Genomic DNA, 18,208 nt, shown 5'->3' on the forward strand with positions numbered 1-18,208 from the left:
TGCGGTCCGACTACGCGACAATAGCATGCGCGTTGGTAACGCTTTCTGGCGAGAGATGAACCAGAATATCGCCGGCGCTCAGCAGAGCTAGATCGGAACTGATCCCCAACTTGATCATCGCGTTGCACTTATGGGCGCGAATGGTTTTGATATTGCGACCTAACTGCAGCGCGATCTCCAGCAGAGAATAGCCATAGGTCATATAGCAGAGAATGCTATGCTCGGTTGGGCTGAAGATTTGACACACGGCAATCTGGCTATTGAGCGGCTGATCCACCGGTTGAGCGGGTTGAAGAAGCAGCAGAAATAATTCTTGCTGCAACACCTCGCGACAGGTCGCTTTATTGATAATCCCGTGCAGGCAGGAAGGCGTCAGTTTCTTGATGAGGTTAACCTCGCCATTGTCTTTCGCCAAAATGATTCGCCGAACTTCAGGATGAGAATAAGCAATATCACGCAGGTAAAGCAGACTATCAACCCGAAGCCAGCGCTGACCGGAAAGTGAAAAAATAACCGCGGTAATATCCCGAACACGCAAAGTACGCCTTAATGAGTGAACATCTTTAAAAAAATGAACACAATAATTTCCGGTACTGTACTCATTCAGGATATGCCGAAGCCCTATTTCCGTCATCGCACAGGGTTCGACCACGGCAATGCAGCGTGTAGTGTTCGGTTGTCCCATTTCGGCTACTCTCCAAAAGCTGAGTATACATTCAGCTCTTTTATTCCTTGTGTGCTATTAATCCAGGCATACATTTGCGCATTGCTGCGCAAAGACAAACGACGCATTGCGCTATTCTTTTGTGCGCTGATGGTCTTATTACTTTTCTTCAGCAACGAAGCAATCTGATTAATTCCCCAGCCTTTTGCCAGCAGTCGGAGCACCTTTCGCTCGGAGAAGGTCAGCACTCTCAGCTTCTCATGGCTAATGGTAAAATCTCTCGCCCCCACGGCAACCACCGGGTGCACAGGGGTTACACCCGGCTCAGCCCCCGTACTGACGGCTTCCCTGATGCAGAGGACTTCACCCAGACGAGTCACTGGCTCACGGTCGGAAATACAGGTACTTTCAGGTCCGACAAATAATGCTTCCGCATGGGGAGAGCAGGAACGACCAACCATATAGATCCAATGAATATTTTTAAAACGAACCATTAGAGAACAATAGTGCCGACATATTTCCTGCGGTCGTTCTGTTTCTCCGGATAAATCAACAATAACCACCGTTGCCAGATTCACCGGAAGCTGCATGAGTGTCTCCAGCGAATAACAATGACTGAAGATATAATGAGGAAGGTACTCGCTGGTGATTGCACTTAATCCGGATTGCATCACCGGCATTTTGCTGATGATAATGCCGTACTTACCCTGTCCTGGTAACATAAATCCTCCCTGTTTTGTAGAAGATTCACGCTGGCATAAAACAGATGGGCGCCTGGCAGCCATAATTTATTTACCAGGTGAATTCTTTATCACCCCTGGTGAACGTCGGCCTTACGCTCAGGTGCATCCTAAATTGCGGGGAACTAAAAATATATTATTGGCCTTAACAACAAATGACACTAGCACAAACGGCCAGCAATCATAAATTAGAAAAAATAAAAAATATTATTAGAAATAATTAATACAGATGCACGTATCTGGCTTTATTTAATTTCACTCCTGAATGTTTTTGGTGAGACGCCGCTATAGCGACGGAAAAAACGAGAAAAATAAGTCACGTCAGTAAACCCTAAATAATCAGAAAGTTGTGTTACTGTCATCGTGGTATATTGCAGATTACGCCGCGCTTCCAGCATCAATCGCTGGTGCAAAACGCTCAGCGCACTGCAGCCATGAAATTCACGACATAAATAATTAAGATGGGTCGCCGATAGCCCGACCAGCCGGGCATACTCCGCCAGCGGCAGATGTTCGCGATAATGGCTTTCGATGAGACGAGAAAAATGGCGCATAACGCTGCGCTTTCGTTCCGCTTTCCCTTCCGCAACCGGCGTCGGCAGACACTGCCGGTTCAGCCACACCAGCAGCGTACCCAGCAGAGAATGCAGCATCATTTCCCGGGCGTCCCGCTCTTCGCAATACTCTTCACGCAAGGCGGTAAACAGCGCGCGCACGTGCCCGCGGGATTGTTTAACGGGGACACATTGCGGCTGGCTGAGAACATCAAGCTGGCGGCCAAACTGGCTTTCAAGCCGGCTGAGCAACGGCAGCGCCAGCGATAACACATAACCCTGAGTGCCTGGCGAAAAACGAAATCCATGAACGCACAGTGCAGGCACGACCTGAATACAGGCATCGGTCATCACCGTTATCGTCCCTTCGATTTCGATTTCAGCCCGGCCCTTATGCAGGTACAGCAGCTGCACCATCCCGGCATGCTGATGCATCCGGATATGCCACTCATACAGGCTGCTGCGCTGCAAAATCGACTCACAGTGCAGCAGGTCGGGCGTAGGCCAGTCGCGCTCTTCGCCATACAAGGTAAAAACGGGAACGCTATTCGCAACCTGCATGGCAACTCCTGCTGTCTTCAACGCTATGCCACGCGCTCCATCGGCAGACCAACATAGTTTTCCGCAATGGTGGTCAACCCGGCGCGCGAGCCCAGATAGTAACGGCGATCTGCCGCCTGCATTTTTTTATCGAACTCGCTCTGCTGCGGGAAGTCATGCAGCAAACGGGTCATAAACCAGCTAAACCGCTCACCCTTCCACACCCGGTCGAGGGCAAAGCGAGAATAGCTCTCCAGCAGGTCGGCACGACCACGATGGTAATATTCACGCAGGATCCGCCACAGATAATTGACGTCTGAGGCAGCCAGATTCAGCCCTTTTGCCCCGGTGGGCGGTACGATATGCGCCGCATCCCCGACCAGGAACAGCCGCCCGTATTGCATCGGCTCGACCACATAGCTGCGCAGCGGGGCGATGCTCTTCTCAAGTGAGTGACCAGTTACTAACTTGCCAGACAGCTCCTCCGGCAGGCGACGCTTCAACTCTCCCCAGAAACGTTCGTCCGACCACGCGTCCACCTTGTCGCTCAGCGGTACCTGCAAATAGTAGCGGCTGCGTGTTAGTGAGCGCTGACTACAAAGCACAAACCCGCGCTCATGGTGCGCATAAATCAGCTCCGGGTTCACCGGCGGCGTATCCGCCAGTAGCCCCAGCCAGCCAAACGGCCAGACGCTTTCGTACTCTTTAAGGATCTCGCGCGGAATGCTCTGGCGCGACACACCGTGAAAACCATCGCAACCGCCAATAAAATCACACTCGAGCCGGCAGGTCTCGCCGCCGCTGACATACGAGATAGACGGTCGGTCGCTCTTCGCATCTTCAATCACCACGTCGCTGACGCCATAAATAATCGGCGCCCCGCTGTCAGCACGTGCCGCCATTAAATCCCGGGTCACTTCGGTCTGGCCGTAGACCATCACGCTTTTCCCCCCGGTCAGCTCGCTCAGGGCAACAGGCACCCGCTGCCCCTCAAACAAAAACTCCACCCCATGATGCACCAGGCCTTCCGCATCCATTCGCTGTGATACACCAGCTTCGCGCAGTAATTCGACGGTTCCGCTTTCGAGGATCCCCGCGCGGATACGCCCCAGCACGTATTCCGGTGTTTGCCGCTCGAGGATAACCGTACGGATGCCGGCAAGATGCAGCAATTGACCCAACAGCAGCCCGGAGGGGCCAGCGCCAATAATCGCGACTTGTGTTTTCATAGGGTTGTCTCACCTTCAGATAGTTAATTATTTGTTTGTTTTTTGTTTAATAAAAGTTCCTTGCTGCATTTTTGATAACTCAGACGTGAAAAAGAAGGCCATAATTCGTTCAAAAATTGCACTTTCCAACAGTTTTACGAAAGTGTGGCAGCGCTCAAATTTCATTTCGTCCGCCCCAGGCGTCTTTTTGCACATTGTTTGATCCCGTCCCCCCCAGATACCACGGGAGTTCAGATTAAAGTATCGACAAACACTTTGGGATTGGACGTGGGGAACAGCGGGTACTTATGCAAGCAGATCGGGCAGTTCAGCGCGCTATTACGCGGTTGTGCATTCAGTGTGGGCTTTTCTTATTGCAGCACGGCGCCGAAAGCGCCCTGGTGGAGGAACTCTCAACCCGCCTGGGACGGGCGCTGGGTATGGACAGCGTCGAAAGCGCCATCTCCTCGAATGCCATTGTGCTCACGACGATTAAAGATGGCGAATGCCTGACCTCCACACGTAAGAACGTCGATCGCGGCATCAACATGCATGTGGTGACGGAAGTGCAGCATATTGTGATTATGGCCGAGCATAAGCTGCTGGATTATAAAGACGTAGAGAAGCGCTTTGCGCAGATCAAACCGCTACGCTACCCGCGCTGGCTGGTGGTGCTGATGGTTGGCTTATCCTGCGCCTGCTTCTGCAAGTTAAATAAAGGCGGTTGGGACGGCGCATTGATCACTTTCTGCGCCAGTACCGTCGCGATGTATATTCGCCAGCTCCTGACCCACCGTTCGATGCACCCGCAGATTAACTTCTGCATCACGGCGTTTGTCGCCACCACCATTTCCGGGCTGATGCTGCACCTGCCGGCATTTACCGCCACCTCAACGGTCGCAATGGCCGCCAGCGTCCTGCTGCTGGTTCCCGGTTTTCCCTTAATCAACGCCGTGGCGGATATGTTTAAAGGGCACATCAATACCGGCCTGGCGCGCTGGGCGATTGCCAGCCTGTTGACGCTGGCCACCTGTATCGGGGTCGTGATGGCGATGACCATGTGGGGGCTGCGAGGATGGGTATAATGACGTATATTTTTGCACTGCTGCAGGATATGGCGCTATCGGCCATTCCGGCGGCCGGCTTTGCGATGGTGTTTAACGTCCCACAGCGCGCGCTGCGCTGGTGTGCGCTGCTCGGCGCCATCGGCCATAGCTCGCGCATGGTGATGATGGATGTCGGGTTCAATATTGAGTGGGCGACGTTTCTCGCCGCGCTGCTGGTTGGCAGCATCGGTATTCAATGGTCCCGCTGGTATCTGGCGCATCCGAAGATTTTCACCGTGGCCGCAGTGATCCCGATGTTCCCCGGTATCTCGGCCTACACCGCGATGATCTCGGCGGTAAAAATCAGCCACTTTGGCTACTCCGATGAGCTGATGATCATGCTGCTGAGCAATTTCCTGAAGGCCTCTTCTATTGTCGGCGCCCTCTCCATTGGCCTTTCTATCCCGGGCCTCTGGTTGTACCGTAAGCGCCCGCGGGTATAGCACAGAGATTTGGCTGAACCCTGTGCTACTATAGCCAATAGATTTCGATGTGTTTTACTGCGGCGCCGGAAGGCATTCCGACAGGCTTACTGGACTAAGCGATGCCGTCCACCGGGCGCCGCCGGTCAAAAACGACTGGAAAGACAATCGGTTTAGCCCCCTCTATATGTTGTTCAGAGTTGAGATAGCGTTATGTCTTCGCGAATGTTAACCACCGATTTTAGCGGCCTGGATGATTTCATCCAGGACCCTGCGGCCGTACTCGCAAAATCGGCCAGCGGCGCCGTCGCCGTTTTTGCCAACAATTCCCCGGCGTTCTACGCGCTGACGCCGGAACGTCTGGCTCAGCTGCTTGAGCTGGAAGCAAAGCTGGCACGTCCCGGCAGCGATGTGGCGCTGGATACGCAGTTTTTTGATGAGCCCGCCGCCGCGCCAACCGCCATTCCCATGGGGAAATTCGCCATGTATGCCGACTGGCAGCCGGATGCCGATTTTCAGCGCCTCGCCGCGCTCTGGGGCATCGCCCTCAGCCAGCCGGTGACCCCGGAAGAGCTGGCGGCTTTTGTCGCTTACTGGCAAGCGGAAGGCAAAGTCTTTCATCATGTGCAATGGCAACAAAAGCTGGCGCGCAGCGTCCAAATCGGCCGGGCCAGCAACGGCGGCCAGCCGCGACGCGATGTGAATACGGTCAGTGAACCGGATAGCCATATTCCACGAGGTTTCAGAGGATGAGCATGAAAAACGTTGGCGACCTGATGAAGCGTCTGCAAAAAATGATGCCGGCCCATGTCGAACCGGCGTTTAAAACCGGCGAAGAGCTGCTGGCCTGGCAAAAGGAGCAGGGCAAGCTGCGTTCTGAAGCGCTGGAGCGTGAAAACCGCGCCATGAAGATGCAGCGCACGTTTAACCGTTCCGGCATCCGACCGCTGCATCAGAACTGTTCCTTTGAGAACTACCGGGTAGAGTGCGAAGGCCAGATGAACGCCCTGTCCAGGGCGCGTCAGTACGTTGAAGAGTTCGATGGCAATATCGCCAGCTTTATCTTTTCCGGCAAGCCGGGCACCGGTAAGAACCACCTTGCCGCCGCCATTTGTAATGAGCTGCTGCTGCGCGGGAAGTCGGTATTAATCATTACCGTCGCCGATATTATGTCAGCAATGAAAGACACTTTCGGCAACCGGGAAGTCAGCGAAGAGCAGCTGCTGAGCGATCTGAGCAAGGTCGATCTGCTGGTCATCGATGAGATCGGGATGCAAACAGAATCGCGCTACGAGAAGGTGATCATCAATCAGATCGTCGACCGCCGCTCGTCGTCAAAACGCCCGACCGGCATGCTCACCAACAGCAATATGGAAGAGATGAACAAGCTGCTCGGCGAACGCGTCATGGACCGCATGCGTCTCGGCAATAGCCTGTGGGTGATTTTCAACTGGGACAGCTATCGTCATCGTGTTACCGGTAAAGAGTATTAAGATATTTCCGAACCCGGGCGGGGTTATACTACAGGGATGCTTAAGTAACTATGACGAGTACACTCATGAAAACTGCTCAATTTTTGTTCCGCACCACCTTGATTGCCGGTGTTTTTCTTAGCGCCGGCGTCCACGCTGCCTCCTGGCAGGATTCCCTTTCCAGCGCGGCCAGCCAGCTAAGCAGCCAGGGCGACTCTCAGCAAAGTGGCGGCATGTCGGTCTCTTCCCTGACCAGCCTGCTGAGCAACGGCAACCAGTCCCTGACCTCCAGCAGCATGAACAATGCCGCCGGGATTATGTCCTATTGCGCGAAGCAGAAACTGTCTTCGGTGACCAACACCGAAAACGTCAAAAACCAGGTGCTGGATAAACTGGGCCTCAGCACTCCGGAAAAACAGAAAGAGGACACCAGCTACCTTGACGGTCTGCAGGGGCTTCTGAGCAGCAACAGCGGCCAGAAACTGGATCTCAACAGTCTCGGCAGCAGCTCGATGGCTGAGAAAGTGAAAACCAAAGCCTGCGATCTGGTCTTAAAACAGGGTGTTAGCTTCCTCTCCTGATCCCCGCCTCAGAGGCCGCGTTTAACGCCTTAGGGCCGACAACGCGGCCGCAGTCGCGATTTTCACCCTTTTTTGTTCCGCCTCCCCCCGCCACACAGGATGAGTCATTATCCTGGAATGACCATTTCTAAACCAATTCTGAACCACAGCACACTTTCATGACTCTACAATTGCAGCGATATGGCACTGCAATTACAGTGTACCGTGGAAAGTGATCTCTCCTGCCGGTTTTCAACAGGTACCATTTAGAGGGTGTACGTACTGTGTCAGAGTTGTTATCCATCGCCTTGTTTCTCACTTCGGTGGTGATCTATGCCTTAAAAGCGGGTCGCAATACCTGGTGGTTTGCCGCCACGTTGACGGTATTGGGTCTGTTTGTGGTGCTCAACATCACCCTCTACGCCAGCGACTATTTCACCGGCGATGGGATCAATGACGCGGTCCTCTATACCCTGACCAACAGCCTGACCGGTGCGGGCGTCAGCAAATATATTCTTCCCGGCGTCGGGCTTGTCGCGGCGCTGGTCGCCGTCTTTAGCGCCTTAGGTTGGGTGCTGCGCCGCCGCCGTCATCATCCGCACCACTTTGGCTACAGCCTGCTGGCGCTGGTGCTGGCGCTGGCCTCCGTTGATGCCAGTCCGGCATTCCGCCAGATCAGCGAACTGGTAAAATCCCAGTCCCGCGATGGCGATCCCGACTTTGCCGCCTATTACAAAGAGCCGGCGAAAAGCATCGCCGATCCGAAGCTGAACCTGGTCTACATCTACGGGGAAAGCCTCGAACGCACCTATTTCGATAACGACGCATTCCCTGACCTGACGCCGGAGCTGGGCAAACTCAAAAACGAAGGCCTCGACTTCAGCAACACCACCCAGCTTCCGGGTACCGATTACACCATCGCCGGCATGGTGGCCTCGCAGTGCGGCATTCCGCTGTTTGCGCCGTTTGAAGGCAACGCGTCGGCCTCGGTCTCCAGCTTCTTCCCGCAAAATATCTGCCTCGGCGATATTCTGAAAAATTCCGGCTATGAAAACTATTTCGTGCAGGGCGCGAACCTGCGCTTTGCCGGCAAAGATGTGTTTCTGAAATCACACGGTTTCGACCATCTCTACGGCGCCGAAGAGCTGAAAACCACGGTGGCGGACCCGACCTACCGCAATGACTGGGGCTTCTACGATGACACCGTTCTCGATGAAACCTGGAAAAAATTCGAACAGCTTTCCCAGTCCGGCAAACGCTTCTCGCTCTTTGCCCTGACGGTCGATACCCACCACCCGGACGGCTTTATCTCCCGCACCTGCCAGCGTAAAAGCTATGAGATGGGTGGGAAAAAGAACCTCTCCTTTAGCGCCGTCGCCTGTAGCCAGGAGCATATCGCCGCGCTGATCGAGAAGATCAAAGCCTCACCGTATTTCAAAAACACGGTGATCGTGGTCTCTTCCGACCACCTGGCAATGAAAAACTCCGCCTGGGACTATCTCAACAAGCAGGACCGCAGCAACCTGTTCTTTATTCTGCGTGGCGACCAGCCGCAGCAGGATACGCTGGCCGTGAAGCGCAACACCATGGACAACGGCGCCACGGTGCTGGACATCCTCGGCGGCGATAACTTTATCGGCCTGGGCCGCAGCAGCCTCTCCGGGCAGTCTCTGTCCGGCATCTTCATGAATATGAAAGAGAAAGTGCTGGCGTGGAAGCCGGATGTCATCCGCCTGTGGAACTTCCCGAAAGAGATGAAAAACTTCACCGTCGACGCCCAGAAGAGCATGATCTCATTCTCCGGCAGCCACTTCCGCCTGCCACTGCTGCTGCGGGTGTCCGACAAACGCGTCGAGCCGCTGCCTGAGAGCGAATATTCTGCCCCGCTGCGCTTCCAGCTGGCTGATTTCGCCCCACGCGATAATTTCGTTTGGGTCGACCGCTGCTACAAAATGGGCCAGCTGTGGTCGCCAGAGCTGGCGCTCTCAACCGACTGGTGCGTTTCGCAGGGCCAGCTCGGCGGCGAGCAAACCGTGCAGCACGTCGATAAACCTCAGTGGCAGGGCAAAACGGCCTTCAAAGATACCGTGATCGATATGCAGCGCTATAAAGGCAACGTCGATACGCTGAAGATTGTCGATAACGATATTCGCTACAAAGCGGACAGCTTTGTCTTTAACGTTGCCGGCGCCCCGGAAGAGGTCAAACAGTTCAGCGGCATCTCTCGTCCGGAATCGTGGGGCCGCTGGTCCAACGCCCAGCTGGGCAGCGAAGTGAAAATTGAATTTAAGCAGCCGTTACCGGAAAAATTCGATCTGGTGATCACCGCCAAGGCCTACGGGCCGAACGCCAATAAACCGATCCCGGTGCGCGTCGGCAACAGCGAACAGACCCTGACCCTGGCCAACGATGTCTCCACCACCACGCTACATTTCGACAACCCGTCGCGCAGCGATACGCTGATTATCGTGCCGCCGGACCCGCAATCCACTAACGAGGGCAATATCCTCGGCCATTCGCCGCGTCAGCTGGGGATTGGCATGGTGGATATCAAAGTGGTGAAAAGCGACGGTTAAGCTTAGCGCCGGTTACCGCACTCAAGACGCTGCCGGCGATCATGCACGCAGCGTCACGCACATTTCATACTGCTTCAGCGTCAACGTCGCATATCCCGCGGCGTTGAACAGCGGCGTAAAAGATTCCGGGATGGTCACCGTGGTGCTCAGTCCCGGATATTGTCGCGCCAGGGTGGTGAGCATCTCCCGCCCTAACCCGCGTCCTCGCGCTGCGGGCTCGACCCACAAGAACTGCAGCTGCGGTTTGTGGTTCAGGGTCGCCAGCACCGCAAAAGCCTGTTGATGTAACGTCAGCGTCCGGCACGGCAGCGTGGCGAAGGTTAGCGGATCCATCAGCCACGGCAGCCGACCATTGACCTCGGCCCCGGCTTTGCGGATCAGCGCCAGGCCATCACACACCGCCAGCCCCGCCGCGCTCTCATTCTGCGGCTGGGTACTGACAAAGCCGCATAGCCCGTGGCGCACCGTAAACCCCAACGCCTGGTACAGCGCCACCGCCGCCAGGTTATCGCGGATCACCTCGAGCCACATCTGCCGCACGCCCTGCTCCCGCAGCGAAGCCATCAGCGGCGTCATCAACTGGCGACCCAGTCCTTTTCCACGATACGCGGGCCGCACCGCAAATGCCGCGAGTCTGGCCTCATCGCCACGCCGGGAAATCACCGCCATCGCCGCAGGCACATCGCCATCCAGCCAGACGCAGGAATCCAGCAGGCTCATGCCTTCGGCGCTAAAACGCTGAACAAACACCTCCACCGACAGAGTGACGGGGACCAGATAATCCTCAAAACAATCGCTGAGAATGGCTGCCAGCCGGTCGATACTGAACCGGGTGGCAGGAACGGCGATGAGCTCCATACATTGCTCCCGAACGCTGTGATGCTGAACCGATGAAAGCCAATACTATAATCGCCATGACGAGATTTCGCCTGGCTCAGGAGGGCAATATCGTGCTGCTCCAGCCATTGAACGTGCCGCACCATGAGGCTCATCCTGCACACCTTCCCCGGCCAGTGCTGCGTTTACTGGCTAAATATGGTACAAAGTATCATCCTGAATTTTCCGCCTGGTACCTGCGATGGCCTACTCGATAGATATCATCTCCTGCATCACCGACCGCTTTCTCGAGCTCACCGTCAGCGAAAAGCGTATTGCCCAGTTTATCCTCGATGATGTCGCCGCGGCGGCAGAATTGCCGATCGCCGAAATCGCCCGTTTAACCGGTACCAGCCAGGCGTCAGTGACCCGGTTTGCCCGGGCGTTAGGGTGCAAGGATGTCCGCGAGCTCAAGATGAAGCTGGCGCAGTCCCTGGCGGTCGGCCAGCGTTTTATTCTCGATGTGCCGGATCTGGAAGGCGTTCAGGGCATTTACGAGTCGATCATCGGCGTGCTGGAAACCAACCGCCGGGCGCTGGATATTGAGGCCTTAAAGCGAGCCGTCTCCTGGCTCAGCGACGCGCGGCAAATCCTGGCTATCGGCATGGGCGGCGGTTCAACGATCTGCGCCCAGGAGATCCAGTATCGCCTGTTCCGTCTTGGTCTGCCGGTTGTCAGCCAGAACGACGGCCTGCTGGTGCGAATGATGAGCTCTGCCGTGACGCCCAAAGATGTGGTGATTGTGCTGTCGCTTGGCGGGTATACCAAAGAGATGATTGAGAGCGCGGCCATCGCCAGACAGTATGGCGCGAAGGTGATCGCGATTACCCCGGCAGAAACCCCGCTGGCGGAGCAAGCGGACCTGGTACTGCCGCTGCTGGTACGTGAGAACGACTATATTTTCAAACCCAGCACCTCGCGCTATGCCATGCTGGCGATGGTAGATGTGCTGGCCACCGAACTGGCGATGGCCAACAAACCTCAGGCGAAAGATCGGCTGCGCCGTATCAAGCTGGCGCTGGACAGCCACCGCGGTGGCGTCGACCGCCAGCCCTTAGGCGATTAAGCGAGGCTGGCGGCAATAAAGCGCCCGGCCTGCTCGCGGGTACGATCCAGCGACTGCCCGGCGCGATACAGATCGCTGCCCAGCCCGGCCCCGGCGCACCCCGCCTGCACCCAGCAGTCCAGGTTTTCCGGCGTCACGCCACCGACGGCCAGCACCGGCACTTCCGGCGGCAACACCGCCTTCAGCGCGCGAATGTAGTCCGGCCCGAAGCTGGATGAAGGGAAAATCTTCAGCCACTGCGCCCCGGCATCAAGGGCAGTAAACGCCTCTGTCGCGGTGGCGCATCCGGCGCACACCAACATGCCCTGCGCCACCGCCCGACGGATCACTGCCGGCTGCGTATTGGGCGTCACAACCAGCTTCGCGCCCGCCTCAGCCAGCACATCCACCTGCCCGACATTCAGCACCGTGCCTGCGCCAATCATCGCCTGCGATCCAAACTGCTGCACCATCTGCGGAATACTCTGCTGCCAGTCCGGGGAATTAAGCGGGATTTCAATATACCGAAAGCCAGCGCTAATCAGCGTATCCACATGCTCTGCGGCTTCTGCGGGACGGATGCCGCGCAAGATCGCGACCAGTTTAAGCTTGTTCATTCATTATCCTCGCAATACCGCGTAAAAATGCCTCATCGCCCGGACAGCAGTTAACCGTCACTCCCCGGGCCGCCAATGCCTGTCGGTAACGTCCGCTCAGCGCCGGTTCCCCCACCAGGGTTACCTGCGTCGCGCGATAGCGCTCGCTGAACGTTGCCACCTCAGAGCCAATCAGCAGCCCTGAAAGATAGTCACTGACCGATGTCGGCGGCAGAATGCCCAACACCCGTGCCGCACGGGCGCCGAACAGGTTCGCGACCAGAGACGGCATCGCCATGCCTTTTTCCAGCCCCAGCGTCAACGCCGCCTCATCAGGCTGCTGGTCGGGCAGCTGTTTGCCAATCAGCGACTGACTGAGCAGCAGATGGTGCAGCTCCCCGGTCATCGCGGTAGAAAAATGGCGTACCACCCCCGCTTCAACCTGCACCCATTTGCAGTGCGTGCCGGGCATGACGTAGCACTCCGCCGGAGCGATCTGCGATGCGCCAAGCAGCTGCGTCTCTTCACCACGCATCACGTTGCAATCACCGTCCCGCTCAACCTTCAGACCGGGAACAATCCACACCCTGTCAGCCACGGCCGTCAGCTCGCGCCCTGGCGCATCAAGCGCCGCCGGGCAGGCCAGATAAGGCACCGACTGCCAGCCAGCATCGCTGCCCACCATCCCGGCCATCACGACCGGCAGCGCTGCGTCGCCGCGCCACGGCGCCAGATACTGATGAAACACCGCCTCCGGCGTTTGCCCGTTCAGCCGCGCAATCCCGAGCGGGTGCTGCAGGGTCTCCACACATTTCCCATCACGAATCAACCAGCCGCGGAGCTGTGTCGAGCCCCAGTCGACGGCAATATAACTGTGCATGACGCCTCCCTTAGCTCTGCGACGGATGACGTTTGCCAATCGGCAGCGCCGGAGCCGCCGGGCGGCTTTCACGTTCGCGAGTGATCATCTCCAGCGCCTCTTCACGGCTCATGCTGCTGGCCGGCGTCACCAGGGTTACCACCACGGAGGCCACCAGGCTGGTCAGCACCGACGGGATACACGGGTTACCCCAGAAGGCCAGCCAGTCGCTGTCCAGCAGCACCGCCACCGAGGCACCGGCACCACCGGCCAGGGCCGCGACCGCCCCCTGCCAGTTGAAGCGCGTCCAGAAGCGGCCAAGGATGGTGCAGATAAACATCCCGGACATGATCATCGAGATCATTTTGGTGATGTAGCTGATGATATCGTTAGAGGTCAGCGCGAAAAGCAGCGCCAGGGCGATAACCAGTACCAGGAACATCCGCGACAGGCGAATCGCTTTCTCCGGCGCGGGCATATGGCCGGTCACCAGGGTGTAGAGATCACGCAGCATAATCGACACTGCGGCAATAGCATCGGAGCTACCGGAAGACATATTGGCCGACATCCCGGCAATCAGGATCGCCATACCCAGCACCGGCGGCAGCACCTGGGTGGCAAACAGGAAAGCAAAACCGTTGTTTTCGAGGTTCGCATTCATGGTCCACACCGCCATGCCGATAATGGCCGGCAGGAAAGAGAAACCAAGGTACAGCAGGCCGGTGATGGTAAAGGACTGGCGCACGGAAGAGACGGTTTTCGCTGAGTAGATACGCTGACGATAGGATGGCGTTGCCAGGACACCGACGCCGATGACCACCGCCAGCGACAGCGCAGGAAGCACGCCGAGTTTATCCACGGCAAACAGGCTTTGCGCCGCCGGGTCGACCGCCTGCTGAATATGGCTCCAGCCTCCCACGTGCTGGACGGCAAAAATCGCCATCAAAATAAAACCAACGAACAGGATGATCGACTGGACGGTATCGATCCAGACCACCGCGGAGTAACCACCAATACCGACATACACCACAAACGCCAGCGCAATAATAACTTTAGCGACATTAATATCAATGCCGCTGGCCCATGCCAGATATAATCCGCCCCCTAATATATGAGCGCCAAGCCAGCCAATTGAGGCAATGAAAATCAGGATCGCGACCAGGTTTTTAATAATTTTACTGCCGCCGGTATAATAGGACATCTCTTCGCTCATGGTCATAAAGCGAAATTTACGCACCGGCGCAAATAACCACGCCACCAGCAGAATCCCCACCGCGCCGCCGAGGCCGTACAGCATCCCGGCCCAGCCGTTACTGTAGCCAAACCCCACGGCCCCGACGCTCGAACCAGTACCGACCATCGTGCCAACCGTCGAGCCGAGGGTCAGAAACATCGGCAGGGAGCGGCCCCCCAGTAAGAAATCATCACCGTTCTTCTGCTTACGCGACACATACCAACCGAGGGTAATCATCGCGCAGGCATAAACGGAAAACCAAATCAGGAATGACATATTATTCATTGCTCACATCCAGGCGTAATAAATAATATTCGTACCGCTGAATATTATGAGTTAATCGTAACGATGCCAGAAAAAAGGCAAAGTAACCCTGCTCGCGCCGATTGAGGTATTCAATCTGGCACGACTATCACATTTTTATGGTTAACGCCCCATCCGATGGAGGGGCGTTATTATTTATCCGCGCGCGGCGTTATAGCAGGTCACATCCACTTCGACTTTACAATCCACCACCAGATCGGCGACGCAGCAAATACGCGCGGGCGGATGCTCACCGAAGAACTCGCGGAACACTTTATTGAATGACTGGAAATAGCGTGAGTCAGTCAGAATCACTTTCACATGCACCACATCCGCCAGGGTGTAGCCGGCTTCGGTCATGATATCGACGCAGTTCTGAATCGCCAGGCGCGACTGTTCGACAATACCGCCTTCCACTACTTCACCGTTTTTCATCGGCGTCTGGCCGGAGACGTACAACCAGCCCCCGGCTTCTACCGCCCGTGCGAAAGGCAGATGCTGACCGCCGGTTCCGGTTCCGCCTTCGACGCCATAACGTTTAATGCTCATACTTCACTCCTTCGTCCATCTGGCGACGCAGGAAACGCCCTGCGCGCCCGGTAATTTTTTTATCGCTGCCGTAGCTCATCACACCATTTACCATCACCGCCTCAATCCCTTCTGCGGGCTGTTTCGGGTCGGAGAAGCTGGCCACATCCCGCACCGTCAGCGGATCGAACAGCACCAGGTCGGCAAAATAGTCCACTTTAACCAGCCCGCGCTGCGGCAGACGGAAACGCGCCGCCGACAGCCCGGTCATTTTGTGAATCGCCGTGGTCAGCGGGAACAGCTGTTCATCACGGCTGTAATGCCCCAGTACGCGAGGGAAAGCGCCCCATAAACGCGGATGCGGCATCGGATCGTTGGGTAACCCGTCGGAGCCGATCATCGTGACGGGATAGCGCATCACCCGCCGGACATCCTGCTCGTCCATGTTGTAATAGATAGCGCCGGCCGGCATCAGCTGTGCCGCCGCATCAAGCAGGCTCATCTGCCAGTCGCTGGCAATCTGCTTGAGCGTTTTACCCGCCTGTTCCGGCCGGGATTCCGACCAGGTAATCACGATATCGAACTCATCGGTCACCTGTTTCAGATCCAGCGTCGAGGAGCTGGCGGAATAAGGGTAGCAATCGCAGGCAATCTCCTGGTGCTCACGCATCTCATCGAAAAAGGCCAGCGTCTCGCGGGTCCGTCCCCAGTTTTTTGCCCCGGCGCATTTATGATGCGACACCACCACCGGAACGTTGCCGTGGCGCCCGATGCGAAACGCTTCGTCAAGGGCCTCCAGAATAGGCTCGAATTCAGAACGCAGATGGGTGGTATAGATGCCCTTCTCCGCCGCCAGCTCTTCCGCCAGCGCCATCACCTCTTCGGTGGTGGACTGAAACGCGCTGGCATAGGCCAGTCCGGTACTCAAACCCAGCGCTCCCTGACGTAACGCATCACGCAGCTGGACACGCATCCCGGCAATTTCGCGATCCGTGGCCGGACGGAACAGATCGTCCATATGGTTATTGCGCAGCGCAGTGTGGCCAATCAGCGTGCCGACGTTAAGCGACGGCCTGGCGGCTTCTACCGCGTGGGCGTAAGCCTCGACGGTAGGGTAGATAAACTGATCCTGTTCACCCAACAGGTTCATCGGATCGGGAACAGCACCGCGCATGGTCGCCATGGCGGCGCTGATCCCGCAGTTACCGACGATCACCGTGGTCACGCCCTGGCTCAGCTTTGGCAGATACTCCGGCATGCGAATGACGTTGATATCATCATGGGTATGCACATCAATAAACCCCGGCGCCAGCACGCGGCCCTCGCCGTCAATCTCGTGCCCGGCGTCCACCTTCAGTGCCGGAGCAATCGCCACAATGCGATCGCCCTTCACCGCCACATCGCCGCGATACTGCGGCCCACCGCTCCCGTCAATCACCGTGACATTCTTGAACAGCCAGTCAACCTTCATAGCAATTACTCCCTTTCGACTCTGCCGACAAGTTAACCATTTACAAGGTGAAAAAACAGTGGAAAACTACGCAAAATCCAGATCGTTTTGTGATACTTTTATTCATAACGGATAATATTTAAGTATTAAACCAATAATAATCAACAAGATATAAATGATACCCTGATAAACATCGAGTCTAAAACCTGAAAGGATAGTGTTATGAAATACCATTCCGCTACGCTTGTCCCGCACAAATCTGCCGTGATGGCCTCCCCGGCCAACCTGCTGGCAGAAGAGGTCTGCCTGCCCGCCGCGCTGGTGAAAAAAACGGCGCTGGAAAATAACATAAGCTGGATGCAGCGCTATGCCGATGCCCGCGGTGTGTCGCTGGCGCCGCACGGTAAAACGACGATGACGCCGTGGATTTTTCAGGCGCAGCAGCAGGCCGGGGCATGGGCTATCGGAGTGGGCAGCGCCTGGCAGGCCAGCGCGGCGATGGCCAGCGGCATTCAGCGCGTCCTGATGGTTAATCAACTGGTCGGCAAGGCCAACATGCAGGTGGTCTCGCAGCTGAAAGCGCATTACCGGACGGTGGATTTTGTCTGCTGCGTCGATAGCGAGGCTAACGCCCGAACCCTGTCGGCGTTCTTCAGCGCCCGTCAGCAAACGCTGGACGTCCTGATCGAGCTGGGCGTTCCCGGCGGGCGCTGCGGCTGTCGTAGCGTGGAGGATGCCCTGGCGCTGGCCCAGTTGGTAGCCGACCTGCCGGGCCTGACGTTACGCGGGCTGGAGCTGTACGAAGGGGTGCTGCACGGCGACGATCCGCAGCCACAGGTGGAAGCGCTGTTACAGCAGGCCGCCATCCTTGCCTGCCGGATGGCGCCGCTGGTTGACGGGGAATTTATTCTGACCGGCGCCGGCACCGTCTGGTATGACGTGGTCTGCAACGTGTGGCTGGCCGCGCAAAAACCACCGCGCTGCCGGATAGTGATCCGCCCGGGTTGCTACATCACCCATGACATGGGGATCTACGATATTGCCCAACGGGAGCTGATCGCCCGCGATCCGATCGCCTGCGATCTGGCGGGGGATCTGACCTCCGCGCTGGAGCTGATGGCGATGGTGCAGTCGGTTCCTGAAGCGGATCGCGCGGTGGTCAATTTTGGCAAACGCGATTGCGCCTTCGATGCCGGGCTACCGCAGCCTGTCGCCCACTATCGCAACGGCCGCGCGCTGCCGCTGCCTGCCAACGAGATCGTCAGCGTCGGGATTATGGATCAGCACTGCATGCTGCGCCTGGCTCCAGACTGCGATGTGCAGGTCGGTGACATTATCGTTTTTGGTACGTCGCACCCGTGCCTGACCTTCGACAAATGGAAAACCCTGCTGCTGGTCGATGACGAGTACACCGTGCTGGAAGAGCTGGACACCCTGTTCTGATCGGGCTCCCCGGTGGCGGTGTGACACCGGGG

General features: G+C 56.8%; 18 protein-coding genes and 1 pseudogene. 9 read left to right on the forward strand and 10 right to left on the reverse strand.

Going from position 1 to position 18,208, the window contains the following annotated elements; all coding sequences use genetic code 11:
• Positions 1–10: 10 nt before the first annotated feature.
• From bglJ to pobA, 4 genes are all read right to left on the reverse strand, one after another.
• Positions 11–685, reverse strand: a complete 675-nt coding sequence (bglJ, locus tag EDF82_RS22045; RefSeq protein WP_227540160.1) for a DNA-binding transcriptional activator BglJ — start codon at positions 683–685, stop codon at positions 11–13.
• A gap of 5 nt (positions 686–690) precedes the next feature.
• Positions 691–1,386, reverse strand: coding sequence for a LuxR C-terminal-related transcriptional regulator (locus tag EDF82_RS22050; protein ID WP_123757620.1), 696 nt, complete (start codon positions 1,384–1,386; stop codon positions 691–693).
• Between the two features lie 263 nt (positions 1,387–1,649).
• On the reverse strand, positions 1,650–2,519 hold the full coding sequence (locus tag EDF82_RS22055; protein WP_123757621.1) for a helix-turn-helix domain-containing protein: 870 nt from the start codon (positions 2,517–2,519) through the stop codon (positions 1,650–1,652).
• A 23-nt stretch (positions 2,520–2,542) separates the two neighbouring features.
• Positions 2,543–3,727, reverse strand: a complete 1,185-nt coding sequence (gene pobA / locus EDF82_RS22060; RefSeq protein WP_123757622.1) for a 4-hydroxybenzoate 3-monooxygenase — start codon at positions 3,725–3,727, stop codon at positions 2,543–2,545.
• A gap of 287 nt (positions 3,728–4,014) precedes the next feature.
• Here pobA and EDF82_RS22065 point away from each other — a divergent pair, with 287 nt between their 5' ends.
• The 6 genes from EDF82_RS22065 to opgB all read left to right on the forward strand — a co-directional run bounded on the left by EDF82_RS22065 (position 4,015) and on the right by opgB (position 9,842).
• Positions 4,015–4,791 (forward strand): threonine/serine exporter ThrE family protein, encoded by a 777-nt coding sequence (locus EDF82_RS22065; RefSeq protein WP_123757623.1) that lies wholly within the window; start codon positions 4,015–4,017, stop codon positions 4,789–4,791.
• Entirely contained in the window at positions 4,782–5,255 is a 474-nt protein-coding gene (locus EDF82_RS22070) for a threonine/serine exporter (protein WP_123757624.1), read from the forward strand. Before EDF82_RS22065 ends, EDF82_RS22070 begins: the two co-directional genes overlap by 10 nt.
• Before the next feature lie 192 nt (positions 5,256–5,447).
• Positions 5,448–5,987 (forward strand): primosomal protein DnaT, encoded by a 540-nt coding sequence (dnaT, locus tag EDF82_RS22075; protein ID WP_123757625.1) that lies wholly within the window; start codon positions 5,448–5,450, stop codon positions 5,985–5,987.
• A 2-nt stretch (positions 5,988–5,989) separates the two neighbouring features.
• Positions 5,990–6,727 carry a DNA replication protein DnaC gene (dnaC, locus tag EDF82_RS22080; RefSeq protein ID WP_123757626.1) on the forward strand — a complete coding sequence of 246 codons (738 nt, stop codon included), beginning with the start codon at positions 5,990–5,992 and terminating at the stop codon, positions 6,725–6,727.
• 65 nt (positions 6,728–6,792) lie between these two features.
• Positions 6,793–7,287, forward strand: a complete 495-nt coding sequence (locus EDF82_RS22085; RefSeq protein WP_123757627.1) for a DUF2501 domain-containing protein — start codon at positions 6,793–6,795, stop codon at positions 7,285–7,287.
• Between the two features lie 263 nt (positions 7,288–7,550).
• The gene (gene opgB / locus EDF82_RS22090; RefSeq protein WP_123757628.1) at positions 7,551–9,842 is read left to right on the forward strand and encodes a phosphatidylglycerol--membrane-oligosaccharide glycerophosphotransferase; all 2,292 of its coding nucleotides are present in this window, start codon (positions 7,551–7,553) and stop codon (positions 9,840–9,842) included.
• Between the two features lie 39 nt (positions 9,843–9,881).
• Here the strand turns inward: opgB and EDF82_RS22095 are convergent, their stop codons facing one another.
• Entirely contained in the window at positions 9,882–10,700 is an 819-nt protein-coding gene (locus tag EDF82_RS22095; RefSeq protein WP_123757629.1) for an N-acetyltransferase, read from the reverse strand.
• A gap of 220 nt (positions 10,701–10,920) precedes the next feature.
• Here EDF82_RS22095 and EDF82_RS22100 point away from each other — a divergent pair, with 220 nt between their 5' ends.
• Positions 10,921–11,784: a MurR/RpiR family transcriptional regulator gene (locus tag EDF82_RS22100; RefSeq protein WP_123757630.1), complete on the forward strand. Its 864-nt coding sequence runs from the start codon at positions 10,921–10,923 to the stop codon at positions 11,782–11,784.
• Here the strand turns inward: EDF82_RS22100 and EDF82_RS22105 are convergent.
• The 5 genes from EDF82_RS22105 to EDF82_RS22125 form a co-directional block, all read right to left on the reverse strand.
• Positions 11,781–12,380: a 2-dehydro-3-deoxy-6-phosphogalactonate aldolase gene (locus tag EDF82_RS22105; protein WP_123757631.1), complete on the reverse strand. Its 600-nt coding sequence runs from the start codon at positions 12,378–12,380 to the stop codon at positions 11,781–11,783. The two genes, EDF82_RS22100 and EDF82_RS22105, sit on opposite strands and share 4 nt — an antisense overlap.
• Positions 12,367–13,239 carry a 2-dehydro-3-deoxygalactonokinase gene (locus EDF82_RS22110; protein ID WP_123757632.1) on the reverse strand — a complete coding sequence of 291 codons (873 nt, stop codon included), beginning with the start codon at positions 13,237–13,239 and terminating at the stop codon, positions 12,367–12,369. The genes EDF82_RS22105 and EDF82_RS22110 overlap by 14 nt, the downstream gene beginning before the upstream one ends.
• Before the next feature lie 10 nt (positions 13,240–13,249).
• Positions 13,250–14,737 (reverse strand): sodium:solute symporter family protein, encoded by a 1,488-nt coding sequence (locus EDF82_RS22115; protein WP_123757633.1) that lies wholly within the window; start codon positions 14,735–14,737, stop codon positions 13,250–13,252.
• A 174-nt stretch (positions 14,738–14,911) separates the two neighbouring features.
• Entirely contained in the window at positions 14,912–15,304 is a 393-nt protein-coding gene (locus tag EDF82_RS22120; RefSeq protein ID WP_123757634.1) for a RidA family protein, read from the reverse strand.
• Complete coding sequence (locus EDF82_RS22125; protein ID WP_123757635.1) at positions 15,294–16,754, reverse strand: amidohydrolase family protein; 1,461 nt, start codon at positions 16,752–16,754, stop codon at positions 15,294–15,296. Before EDF82_RS22125 ends, EDF82_RS22120 begins: the two co-directional genes overlap by 11 nt.
• Here EDF82_RS22125 and EDF82_RS25320 point away from each other — a divergent pair.
• Positions 16,732–16,876 (forward strand): annotated as a pseudogene (locus EDF82_RS25320) (hypothetical protein). The gene EDF82_RS22125 and the pseudogene EDF82_RS25320 overlap by 23 nt on opposite strands.
• 79 nt (positions 16,877–16,955) lie before the next feature.
• Complete coding sequence (locus tag EDF82_RS22130) at positions 16,956–18,176, forward strand: amino acid deaminase (protein ID WP_123757636.1); 1,221 nt, start codon at positions 16,956–16,958, stop codon at positions 18,174–18,176.
• Positions 18,177–18,208 lie beyond the last annotated feature (32 nt).

The sequence above is a fragment of the Klebsiella sp. BIGb0399 genome (assembly GCF_003752615.1).
GTDB lineage: Bacteria > Pseudomonadota > Gammaproteobacteria > Enterobacterales > Enterobacteriaceae > Klebsiella > Klebsiella lignicola.

Bases quoted from the DNA above. Each gene is read 5' to 3' on its own strand.
- bglJ (WP_227540160.1), bottom strand. From the start codon at position 685: ATGGGACAACCGAACACTACACGCTGCATTGCCGTGGTCGAACCCTGT.
- EDF82_RS22050 (WP_123757620.1), bottom strand. From the start codon at position 1,386: ATGTTACCAGGACAGGGTAAGTACGGCATTATCATCAGCAAAATGCCG.
- EDF82_RS22055 (WP_123757621.1), bottom strand. From the start codon at position 2,519: ATGCAGGTTGCGAATAGCGTTCCCGTTTTTACCTTGTATGGCGAAGAG.
- pobA (WP_123757622.1), bottom strand. From the start codon at position 3,727: ATGAAAACACAAGTCGCGATTATTGGCGCTGGCCCCTCCGGGCTGCTG.
- EDF82_RS22065 (WP_123757623.1), top strand. From the start codon at position 4,015: ATGCAAGCAGATCGGGCAGTTCAGCGCGCTATTACGCGGTTGTGCATT.
- EDF82_RS22070 (WP_123757624.1), top strand. From the start codon at position 4,782: ATGGGTATAATGACGTATATTTTTGCACTGCTGCAGGATATGGCGCTA.
- dnaT (WP_123757625.1), top strand. From the start codon at position 5,448: ATGTCTTCGCGAATGTTAACCACCGATTTTAGCGGCCTGGATGATTTC.
- dnaC (WP_123757626.1), top strand. From the start codon at position 5,990: ATGAAAAACGTTGGCGACCTGATGAAGCGTCTGCAAAAAATGATGCCG.
- EDF82_RS22085 (WP_123757627.1), top strand. From the start codon at position 6,793: ATGAAAACTGCTCAATTTTTGTTCCGCACCACCTTGATTGCCGGTGTT.
- EDF82_RS22095 (WP_123757629.1), bottom strand. From the start codon at position 10,700: ATGGAGCTCATCGCCGTTCCTGCCACCCGGTTCAGTATCGACCGGCTG.
- EDF82_RS22100 (WP_123757630.1), top strand. From the start codon at position 10,921: ATGGCCTACTCGATAGATATCATCTCCTGCATCACCGACCGCTTTCTC.
- EDF82_RS22105 (WP_123757631.1), bottom strand. From the start codon at position 12,380: ATGAACAAGCTTAAACTGGTCGCGATCTTGCGCGGCATCCGTCCCGCA.
- EDF82_RS22110 (WP_123757632.1), bottom strand. From the start codon at position 13,239: ATGCACAGTTATATTGCCGTCGACTGGGGCTCGACACAGCTCCGCGGC.
- EDF82_RS22115 (WP_123757633.1), bottom strand. From the start codon at position 14,737: ATGAATAATATGTCATTCCTGATTTGGTTTTCCGTTTATGCCTGCGCG.
- EDF82_RS22120 (WP_123757634.1), bottom strand. From the start codon at position 15,304: ATGAGCATTAAACGTTATGGCGTCGAAGGCGGAACCGGAACCGGCGGT.
- EDF82_RS22125 (WP_123757635.1), bottom strand. From the start codon at position 16,754: ATGAAGGTTGACTGGCTGTTCAAGAATGTCACGGTGATTGACGGGAGC.
- EDF82_RS22130 (WP_123757636.1), top strand. From the start codon at position 16,956: ATGAAATACCATTCCGCTACGCTTGTCCCGCACAAATCTGCCGTGATG.